Origin of the sequence: Buchnera aphidicola (Cinara cuneomaculata), assembly GCF_900698865.1 — a bacterium.
Taxonomy (GTDB): Bacteria; Pseudomonadota; Gammaproteobacteria; order Enterobacterales; family Enterobacteriaceae; genus Buchnera_F; species Buchnera_F aphidicola_AA.
Genome location: NZ_LR217695.1, coordinates 420,584 through 430,940, shown reverse-complemented (window position 1 = coordinate 430,940; position 10,357 = coordinate 420,584). Strand labels below are relative to the sequence as shown.

The 10,357-nt window shown below is 23.3% G+C and carries 9 protein-coding genes and 1 tRNA gene; 5 read left to right on the top strand and 5 right to left on the bottom strand.

Translation table 11 applies throughout. The annotated features are described in order from the left end of the window. Positions 1-210 precede the first annotated feature (210 nt). Positions 211-612, top strand: coding sequence for a tetratricopeptide repeat protein (locus APCICUMA2628_RS02035; RefSeq protein WP_172598580.1), 402 nt, complete (start codon positions 211-213; stop codon positions 610-612). After that, entirely contained in the window at positions 609-1,982 is a 1,374-nt protein-coding gene (gene der / locus APCICUMA2628_RS02030) for a ribosome biogenesis GTPase Der (RefSeq protein WP_154027760.1), read from the top strand. Before APCICUMA2628_RS02035 ends, der begins: the two co-directional genes overlap by 4 nt. Before the next feature lie 45 nt (positions 1,983-2,027). Here the strand turns inward: der and fdx are convergent, their stop codons facing one another. The 5 genes from fdx to APCICUMA2628_RS02005 form a co-directional block, all read right to left on the bottom strand. After that, the gene (fdx, locus tag APCICUMA2628_RS02025) at positions 2,028-2,360 is read right to left on the bottom strand and encodes an ISC system 2Fe-2S type ferredoxin (protein WP_154027758.1); all 333 of its coding nucleotides are present in this window, start codon (positions 2,358-2,360) and stop codon (positions 2,028-2,030) included. Positions 2,361-2,478: 118 nt separating this feature from the next. Next, a complete protein-coding gene (locus APCICUMA2628_RS02020) occupies positions 2,479-3,903 on the bottom strand; it encodes an Hsp70 family protein (RefSeq protein WP_232036823.1) in 1,425 nt (474 codons plus the stop codon). Positions 3,904-4,002: 99 nt separating this feature from the next. Continuing rightward, complete coding sequence (gene hscB, locus APCICUMA2628_RS02015) at positions 4,003-4,509, bottom strand: Fe-S protein assembly co-chaperone HscB (RefSeq protein WP_154027754.1); 507 nt, start codon at positions 4,507-4,509, stop codon at positions 4,003-4,005. 145 nt (positions 4,510-4,654) lie between these two features. Further along, the gene (gene iscU, locus APCICUMA2628_RS02010; RefSeq protein ID WP_154027752.1) at positions 4,655-5,044 is read right to left on the bottom strand and encodes a Fe-S cluster assembly scaffold IscU; all 390 of its coding nucleotides are present in this window, start codon (positions 5,042-5,044) and stop codon (positions 4,655-4,657) included. 27 nt (positions 5,045-5,071) lie between these two features. Then, positions 5,072-6,280, bottom strand: coding sequence for an IscS subfamily cysteine desulfurase (locus tag APCICUMA2628_RS02005; protein ID WP_154027750.1), 1,209 nt, complete (start codon positions 6,278-6,280; stop codon positions 5,072-5,074). A gap of 247 nt (positions 6,281-6,527) precedes the next feature. Here APCICUMA2628_RS02005 and APCICUMA2628_RS02000 point away from each other — a divergent pair. The 3 genes from APCICUMA2628_RS02000 to ilvC all read left to right on the top strand — a co-directional run bounded on the left by APCICUMA2628_RS02000 (position 6,528) and on the right by ilvC (position 10,281). Beyond that, a tRNA-Trp gene (locus APCICUMA2628_RS02000) sits at positions 6,528-6,601 on the top strand. A gap of 237 nt (positions 6,602-6,838) precedes the next feature. After that, the gene (gene ilvD / locus APCICUMA2628_RS01995; protein WP_154027748.1) at positions 6,839-8,698 is read left to right on the top strand and encodes a dihydroxy-acid dehydratase; all 1,860 of its coding nucleotides are present in this window, start codon (positions 6,839-6,841) and stop codon (positions 8,696-8,698) included. 104 nt (positions 8,699-8,802) lie between these two features. After that, positions 8,803-10,281, top strand: a complete 1,479-nt coding sequence (gene ilvC, locus APCICUMA2628_RS01990) for a ketol-acid reductoisomerase (RefSeq protein ID WP_154027746.1) — start codon at positions 8,803-8,805, stop codon at positions 10,279-10,281. The last annotated feature ends 76 nt before the right edge of the window (positions 10,282-10,357 follow it).

Genomic DNA, 10,357 nt, shown 5'->3' with positions numbered 1-10,357 from the left:
AAAAATATATATATAAAAATATTGTGACAATATAAAAATATTGTGTTAATATAACCATATTGTGTTAATATAAAAATAAATCTACTAATTATTAAAATTAAAATAAAAATGTTAAAACCAATTTGTCAAAAAATAAAAGATATGTCTAAAAAATATATATATATACTATTATTTTTTATAATATTTTCATTATCAATCTGTACAATTGTAATGTATAAAAAAAATATAAATAATAATGTTATTGTTAAGGATTTTATAAGAATTACTAAAAATTTAAATAAAAAAAATAAAGATATTATTAATAATAAAATTCTATTCTTGAAAAGAAGAAATAGTATTTATACTACTTTAGTAGGAATTAATTTATCTAAACAGCTATTTTTAAAAAAAAAATATATAGAATCTACACGTATATTAAAAAAATTGCTATTAGTAAATTCAGAAGAAAATTTATTATTTTTAATTAAATTAAATTTATTAAAATTATATATTAAGCAAAATAAATTTTCTAAAGCTATAAATATTATAGCTTCGATACAAGATAGTTCGTGGAAAAAATTATTTGAAAAATATAATAAAATATATTTTAATAAAAAGAGAATTTTAGCATGATTCCTAAAATTGCTTTAATAGGTAAACCAAATGTTGGTAAATCTAGTTTATTTAATTTATTAGTAAGATCAAATTGTGCTTTAATTAGTAATATCAGTAAAACTACCCGTGATCTTAATTATGGATATTTTTTAATTAAAAAATATAAATTTTGTATTATTGATACGGCTGGTATCGATTTTTTATATAAAAGAATAAAAAAAAAAAATATTGATATACAATCATATCAAAAAACAAAAATAGCAATACAACAATCAAATTTTATAATTTTTATTGTCGATGCGTATACTGGTATTACAGAATCAGATTATTTTATTTTACAGAAAATAAGAAAATCAAATAAACCAGTGATTCTCTTAATTAATAAAATTGATCGAATTAATACATATGATAAAATAATTGATTTTTTTAATTTTGGAATTAAAAATATTTACAAAATATCTATTACTCACCATATTGGTATATCTGGTTTTTTAAAAAAAATATATTGTTTTTGGAAAACAATAAATTGTAAAAATTTATATAAAGTACAATGTATATGTAATAAAAATGTTAATTCTAATATAAAAATAAAGATTTGTTTAATTGGTAAACCGAATGTTGGTAAATCTACTATTTTAAATAAATTATTAAAATATGATAGAATGATTACTAGTTCTGTACCCGGAACTACTCGAGATCTTATTACAGAATCTGTAGTACATAATAATATTGAATATATATTTACTGATACAGCGGGTATACAAAAAAAAAATAAAAAAAAAACTTTTATAGAATATATATCTGAAAAAAAATCTGTTGATGTTATTAAATTTAATCAAATTGTTATTGTTGTAATAGATGCGTATATAGGAATATGTTCACGAGATTTGTCTATTATAAATATAATAGTAAATTCAGGTTATCCTTTTTTTATTTTATTTAATAAATGGGATTTAATTTCATTTAATAAAAAAAAAATCATGAAAAGTATTATTTTTAATCGCTTAAAATTTATTAAAAATATTATAATTCTTTATATTTCTGCTTTACGTGAAATCGGATTAAAAAGAATTTTTAGACAAATTAACCTTATTTATAAAGAATCATTAAAAAATTTTAGTGCTTCTTATTTAACGAATATTATTAATAAAGCTACTAAAAACCATCCGTTATCAACGGGTGTAACGGGAAAAGTAATACGTTTAAAATATGCGCATTGTGTTCAAAAAAATCCAATATTAATTGTCGTTCATGGAACACGAACACAATATATAACATCTACATATAAAAAATATTTAATGCGCTTTTTACAAAAAGAATTACATATTCCGAATACACCCATTAAAATTTTTTTTAAAAATAATATTAATCCATACATTAATAATTGATTATTAATGTAATTAATAAAATTATATTACTTATATTTTTGTATATTATTCATTTACGTGATTTAAATGATATAATGGAATTTCTACTTCAATATCTTCTTTTCCTAAACGAGCTTGGCATCCTAAACGACTGTATTTTTCTAAACCCCATGCTTTATCTAATAAATCTTCTTCTTTTTCTTGACAAGTAGATAAAGAAAAAAAACCTTTTCTAATAATACAGTGACAAGTGCAACAAGCGCATGATTTTTCACATGCATGTTCCATTTTAATTTTATTAGATAAAGCTATATCAAGAATAGTTTCTCCGGTTTTACCATTTACAGTTAAACCTTGAGGTAATATAAATTTCTGAGGATAAAAAATTATATTTGGCATAATATATTTTCCAAAATTTTTAGTATAAAACAATAAATATTTATTAAAAAAATTATTTAATTGCATTAATTATATATAAATTATATTTGTAATTTTATTAAAAATTAATTATTCATTATTATGAACTGATATTAATAGAATTATTATATTGATACATTGTATTTATTTTTATAAAAAAATTAGTTTTAGAAATTTTTTCTTGTATTGTTACTGATAATTGACCGTCTACATCTATATTAAATGTAGTTATAATTTTAATTTGTCCAGCCATTCTAGCAGGTAATCCTTGAATTTTAAATTTTTTTAATAAAATACAATTTTTTACATATTTATCTTCTCCTTGAAAAATATTAATACAAAATCCTGTTTGATAATCTTTAAACGTAGTAAATACTTTTATAACTTCAGTAGGAATTTTAGTATTTTTTTTAATCATTTTTTCCATTATCCCTCCTAATAATTCGATTCCAATAGAAATGGGGATTATATCTAATAATAGCATTGGTTGATCCATTACTTGTTTTTTATAATATAAAAAATTTGCATGTAATCCAGCACCTCGAGCTACTGCTTCTGTTGGATTAATTAAAATTAATGGTTTAATTTTAATTAATGAGTAAATCTTTTGACGAATTAGTGGAATATATGTAGAGCCTCCTACTAAAATTATATCATTAATTTTAGATATTTTTATATTAGCATCTTGTACGGCAGATTTTAAAATCTTTAATGTTTTTTGAACATATGGATAAATTAATCTATTAAATTCTACAACTGAACAATTTATTATGTTATTAAATATTTTAACTGTAATTAATGATTTTTTACTTAATTGGATTTTAACTTGTTCAGCAATAATAAGTAATTTTTTAAACAAATTGTGATTTAATTTTGGTTTATTTTTTAATTTAAAATATAAAAAATTAGCTAATAAGTAATCAAAATCATCTCCCCCTAAGGAAGTGTCTCCTTTTGTAACAAGTACTTCAAAAATTCCTTTTGAAACCTTTAATATAGATATATCAAACGTTCCTCCACCTAAATCATAAACACATATAAGACCTTTTCTTTTTTTTTCTAGTCCATACGCAATAGCTGCAGCAGTAGGTTCATTGAGTAATCGTAATACTTTTATTTGACTTGATTCTGCAGATACTCGTACAATATTTTTTTGTATATTATTAAAATATGCTGGAATAGTTATTACTGCTGCGTAAATATTTTTTTTTAATTTTTTCTCTATTTTTTTTTTAATGTATTTAAAAATTTTTTTAATAATAAAAGAAACGGTAATTTTTCCTGTTTTAGTTTTAAAAACTAATTCTTTTTTAGAGTTTTCTGAAATATTATATGGAATATTTAATTTATTTTTTTTTAATTCTGTATAGGATACACCAATAAATCTTTTGATTGATGTAATCGTATTTTTTGCATCTTTATTTAAAAATTTATAAGCTTTCCATCCTATAATACTTTTTTTATTTTCAAAATGTATAATGGTTGGAAATAATTTTCTTTTGTTAAATGCATTAATAATTTTTATTTTTTTTTTTTGAATAGTAGATACTAAACAATATGTTGTTCCAAAATCAATACCTATAATAATTTTTTTTTTTTCATGTTATTTTCTCTTATTTATTAATTAAATTTTTTTTAAATTTTTAGCTTTTTTTATAATTTTATATATAAAAGATATATGATAAAATATTTTATTTGCAGAATTAATTTTTTTTTCTTGAATTGCGTTATTAAATTGTAAAAAATATAAATTTAATTTAACTTTTATTTTTTTTATAAAATTATTGATTTGAATATGTGAATTTGATTGATTTTTTATTTTTTGTAATTTTTCGTGTAATTGAAATTGTTTGATTAATACGTTATTTTGATTAGAAATATAATTTTTTTTTGTATTAATTTTTTTCTTATTTATTTTCAATAGATATTGAGCTCTTGTAAATTTATTTTTTAATATATTAAATCCTTGATTAATTTTAATAGACATTAATAATTGATTTTTTTTATTTAATTTTTTGTCCAGATAATTATCTGGATGATATTTATGTTGTAGCTCATAAAATTTATTAATTAATTTATTTTGATCAATATTAAATTGTGGTGATAGTTGAAATAAATCAAAATAATTCATGATAAACCTATATTTTTTTTTAAAAAATAAAAATATTTATTTAAAATACGTAATATAGTAATATATTACTATTTTTTAATAAAATAATAGTGCTGAATAAATAGTATCATAATTTTCAGCACAATTATTTTAAAATAAATAAGCTTTATTTTTTTTGTTTATAATTCTTATGATAATCAGCAATAGCTCCTTTGATTGCATCTTCGGCTAAAATTGAACAATGAATTTTTACAGGAGGTAAATCAAGTTCTTTGGCTATGTCTGTGTTTTTTATTTTATTTGCCTCTTTTAATGTTTTTCCTTTTACCCACTCGGTCATTAATGAGCTGGATGCAATAGCTGATCCGCATCCATATGTTTTAAAACAAGCATCTTCTATAATATTATTATTATTTACTTTTATTTGTAATTTCATTACATCACCGCAAGCAGGAGCACCTACTAAACTTGTACCTATATTTTTTTCATTTTTTGAAAAAGATCCAACATTTCTTGGATTTTCATAATGATCTAATACTTTTTTACTATAAGTCATAATTTAAAATTTTCCTATTTAAAAGTATTAATTCCAAATAATTTTATCCATTTTTATACCAGATTGATACATTTCCCAAAGAGGGGAAAGATTTCTTAATTTTTCAATTGCATTTTTAATACTTAGTATAGCACAGTTAATGTCTTCTGATGTAGTAAACCTACCAATAGAAAATCTAATAGAACTATGTGCTAATTCATCTTTGACACCAATAGCACGTAGTACATATGACGGTTCAAGGCTAGCTGATGTACAAGCAGATCCTGAAGATACAGCTAAATTTTTTAAAGCCATTAATAATGATTCTCCTTCAATATAATTAAAACTAATATTAATTATATTACTAACTGTATAATCAAAGTGGCTATTTAAATAAATTTCTTTAATTTTACGTAAACCGTTCCATAGTATATTACGTAAATTTTTAGTATGTGAAATATCATTTTTCATTTTTTTTTTTAAAATTTCACATGCCTTTCCGAATCCAACAATTTGATGGACGGGTAATGTTCCAGATCGAAATCCTCGTTCATGTCCGCCACCATGAATTTGAGCTGATAATCGAATTCGTGGTCTTAAGCATACATATAATGCCCCAATTCCTTTTGGTCCATAAATTTTATGAGCTGAAAATGACAATAAATCTATAGGTGTTTTTTTTACATCTATTTTTATTTTTCCAATACTTTGTGTTGCGTCTACATGAAAAAAAATATTATTTTTTCTGCAAAAATTACTTATTTTTTCAATATTTTGAATAGATCCGATTTCATTATTGACATGCATAATTGAAATTAATAATGTATGTTTATTAACAGTATTTTTTATTTCTGATATATTAATAATACCGTTTTTATCTGGCTTTAAATAGGTTACAAGACATCCTTTACATTCTAAATAACGACAACAATCTAATACAGATTTATGTTCGATTTGACTAGTAATAATATGTGTTTTTTTATTTTTATGAAATTCATATATTCCTTTAATTGCTAAGTTATTTGACTCTGTAGCACCAGAAGTAAAAATTATTTCTCGAGAATCAGCATTTATTAATGTAGCTATTTTATTTCTAGCTATATCTACAGATTCTTCTGCATCCCATCCAAATTTATGAGATCTTGATGCTGCATTTCCAAAAATATCATCTATAGAACAATATTGGTTCATTATTTTTTTAACTTTAGGATCCATGGGAGTAGTAGCAGCATAATCTAAATAAATAGGAAAGTTCATTTTTATAAAATCCTTATAATGAATATAGTTAAATAATTAGAAATAATTTGAAAATTATTCAAAATCTATTATATATTTTATTTATTTTTTTGTATAAAAATTATTTTAAAGATATTTTAAAAAATATTTATCATTATATAAATTGATTTTTTAATCTATACAAAAATGTTGTTTAGTTGTATTTTTTTTATCTCTCATGTATAATGATTCTGAATAATACATTTATATTTATTTAAAATAAATATTTAGGGGTGTAGTTCAATATGGTAGAGCATCGGTCTCCAAAACCGAAAGTTGGGGGTTCAATTCCCTCCACCCCTGTTTTTTATAGCATTAAAAATTAAAATATACTTATTATTTTTTAAAATATAAATATTGATATCAATCCTTATGTATATCTTACCAATAATTATCTATTATAAGTAGAAAAAATTTCTTAAAATTTTTATAAACTAATAAATATTTACTATCTATATATCCGATATATTATTAAATAATATTATTAATATATAAATAGTAATTATTTTTAAATTTCATATAAAATGAGTTTATTTCACAATGCCAACATATCGTTCGTCTACTACTATTAACGGTAAAAATATGGCTGGAGCTAGAGCATTATGGCGCGCTACCGGTGTTAAAGACAAAGATTTTGGAAAACCTATTATTGCTGTAGTTAATTCGTTTACTGAATTTGTACCTGGACATATTCATTTACGTGAATTAGGTAAATTAGTGTCTCAACAAATTATTAAATTTGGTGGAATTGCTAAAGAATTTAATACTATAGCTATTGATGATGGAATTGCTATGGGACATTCTGGTATGTTATATTCTTTACCATCACGAGAATTAATAGCAGATTCAATTGAATACATGGTTAACGCACATTGTGTTGATTCTATGGTTTGTATTTCTAATTGTGATAAAATCACACCTGGAATGTTATTAGCTGCGTTACGATTAAATATTCCAACCGTATTTGTTTCTGGTGGTCCCATGGAATCAGGAAAAATTATATTTAATAAAAAAATTATAAAAATTGATTTAGTAGATGCTATAGCTCATGGAGCTAGTAAAAGTACTTCATCAAAGATATTATCTGATATTGAACACTCAGCTTGTCCAACGTGTGGTTCATGTTCAGGTATGTTTACAGCTAATTCTATGAATTGTTTAACTGAAGCTATTGGTTTATCATTGCCGGGTAATGGAACAATACTCGCTACTCATAAAGATAGAAAAAAATTGTTTTTAAAAGTAGGTGAAATCATTGTAAAAAATACAAAAGATTATTATAAAAATAATGATTTCCGTTTATTACCTAAAAATTTAGTTACCAAGACTACGTTAAAGAATGCTATGATTTTAGATATCGCTATGGGCGGATCTACAAATACAGTATTACATTTATTAGCTATGGCTTATGAAGCTAATATTGATTTTACTATGAAACATATTGATTATTTATCTAGACGTGTACCTCATTTATGTAAATTATCTCCTAGTACTTCAAAATATCATATGGAAGATTTACATCGTGCTGGCGGAATTATTGGTATTTTATCTGAATTGAATAAAATTAATTTATTAGATACATCAGTATTAAATATATTAGGTCTTACTTTAAAAAAAACAATTAATGACTATGATGTATTAAATGTGCATAATAAAAATGCATTTCATTTTTATTCATCAGGTCCTAAAGGTAAAAAAACTATTGTTCCTTTTTCACAATCATTTCGATGGTCTGTTTTAGATTTAAATCGTAAAAATGGTTGTATTCGTTCAAAAAAATATGCTTATAACCAAGATGGTGGATTAGCTGTGTTAACAGGTAATTTAGCAAAAAACGGTTGTATAGTTAAAACTGCTGCTATTGATAAAGAAAATATGATTTTTGTTGGTTCTGCCAAAGTATACGAAAGTCAAGAAGAAGCTGTATATGCTATTTTACACAAACAAATTCATGCCGGTGATGTAATAGTTATTCGATATGAAGGACCGTGTGGTGGTCCGGGCATGCAAGAAATGTTATACCCTACAACATATTTGAAATCTGTAAAATTAGATAAAAAATGTGCATTAATTACTGACGGTCGGTTTTCTGGTGGAACTTCAGGTATTTCGATTGGTCATGTTTCTCCTGAAGCTGCAAGTCGAGGATTAATTGCTTTAGTATATAACGGAGATATTATTAATATTGATATTTTAAAACGAAGCATTACTTTAAATATTTCTAAAGAAGAGTTACTACACCGAAAGATGACAGAAACAAGTAGAGGTATACAGGCGTATACACCAAAAAATCGAATACGTCCTATTTCTGATTCTTTAAAATTATATAGTATTTTTGCTACGAGTGCAGATACCGGTGCTGTACGTAATATTAATAAAATTAATGTCAAAATAACATAAAATTTTTTATAATTATTTATGTTTTGATGATTTAATCTTGTTTTTATTACTTTGAATTTAGATGACAACAATTATTGTCTTGTATATAAATATGGAGCTGATATATGAAGAATTTTTTTAATTCCCTTTCATTTAGAGAACAATTAATTAATCTTAATACTGGATTTTTGATGAATCAATCCGAATTTTTAAATTCTGATAAAATATTAAAAAATAAAAATATTGTTATTGTTGGTTGCGGTGCACAAGGATTAAATCAGGGATTAAATTTAAGAGATTCAGGTTTTAATGTTTCATTTGCATTAAAAAAAGAATCTATTATTAATAAATCTAATTCATGGAATAATGCTATTCAAAAAAATTTTTGTGTAGATACATATGAAAAATTAATTCCCCATGCTGACTTAGTGATTAATTTAACTCCAGACAAACAACATTCTAAAGTAGTAAAAAAACTACAAATATTAATGAAAAAAAATTCTACTTTAGGTTATTCTCATGGATTTAATGTTGTTGAAGAAGGAGAAAAAATTCGTTCAGATATTACTGTTATTATGGTAGCGCCTAAATGTCCGGGAACTGAGGTACGACAAGAATTTTTAAATGGATTTGGTGTACCTACATTAGTTGCTGTACATAAAGACAATAATTTAAAATTGAAGGGTTTAGATATTGCAAAATCATGGGCATTTGGTTTAGGATCACATAAAGCTGGAGTATTACAATCTTCTTTTATAGCGGAAGTTAAATCTGATTTAATGGGAGAGCAGACTATTTTATGTGGTATGGTACAAGCATGTTCATTAATTTGTTATAGACATTTAATAGATAAGGGATACAGCTCTGATTATTCTGCTACGTTATTACAATTCGGATGGGAAAAATTAGCAGAATGCATGAAAGATGGGGGAATTAAGTTATTATTTGATCGATTATCTAGTCCTGCTAAAATTCGTGCTTATGAATTATCTATACAATTAAAAAAAATATTGAGACCGTTATTTTGTTTACATATGGATAATATTATTTCTGGTAGATTTTCTGAACAGATGATATCTGATTGGAAAACAGGAGATATGCAATTAATAAAATGGAGACAAAAATTAAAAAAATCTTCTTTTGAAAATGCTCAGTTATATTCTGGAAGAAAAATTTTAGATAACGAATATTTTGAAAAATGTACTTTGATGGTAGCTATGTTAAAAGCAGGTGTTGAATTATCTTTTGAAATTATGATTGAAACAGGCATTACTCCTGCTTCTGCATATTATGAATCATTACATGAATTACCATTAATTACAAATACTATTGCTAGAAAAAGATTATATGAAATGAATTTAATTATTTCGGATACTGCGGAATACGGTAGTCATTTATTTTCTGAACGAGCTATTCCTATTTTAGAAAAGTTTATTAAAACTGTGCGTAGTAGTGATTTAGGTGAATCTATTCCAGATGACAATGTCAGTAATCAAGCATTAATGTATGTTAATGATGCTATTAGTAATCATACCATTGAAAAAATTGGAGAACGACTACGCTTATATATGAAAGTTATGAAATCCACAATATTTTCGAAATAATTATAATTATTTATTACATAATACTGAATGATATATCATATATACAAGTTTTATGATTGTATTTCTTTTAAGTAAA

What these genes read in the sequence shown, in the direction of transcription:
- APCICUMA2628_RS02005 (WP_154027750.1), bottom strand. Translation starts at nt 6,280, where the DNA reads ATGAACTTTCCTATTTATTTAGATTATGCTGCTACTACTCCCATGGAT.
- iscU (WP_154027752.1), bottom strand. Translation starts at nt 5,044, where the DNA reads ATGACTTATAGTAAAAAAGTATTAGATCATTATGAAAATCCAAGAAAT.
- hscB (WP_154027754.1), bottom strand. Translation starts at nt 4,509, where the DNA reads ATGAATTATTTTGATTTATTTCAACTATCACCACAATTTAATATTGAT.
- ilvD (WP_154027748.1), top strand. Translation starts at nt 6,839, where the DNA reads ATGCCAACATATCGTTCGTCTACTACTATTAACGGTAAAAATATGGCT.
- APCICUMA2628_RS02035 (WP_172598580.1), top strand. Translation starts at nt 211, where the DNA reads ATGTATAAAAAAAATATAAATAATAATGTTATTGTTAAGGATTTTATA.
- fdx (WP_154027758.1), bottom strand. Translation starts at nt 2,360, where the DNA reads ATGCCAAATATAATTTTTTATCCTCAGAAATTTATATTACCTCAAGGT.
- der (WP_154027760.1), top strand. Translation starts at nt 609, where the DNA reads ATGATTCCTAAAATTGCTTTAATAGGTAAACCAAATGTTGGTAAATCT.
- ilvC (WP_154027746.1), top strand. Translation starts at nt 8,803, where the DNA reads ATGAAGAATTTTTTTAATTCCCTTTCATTTAGAGAACAATTAATTAAT.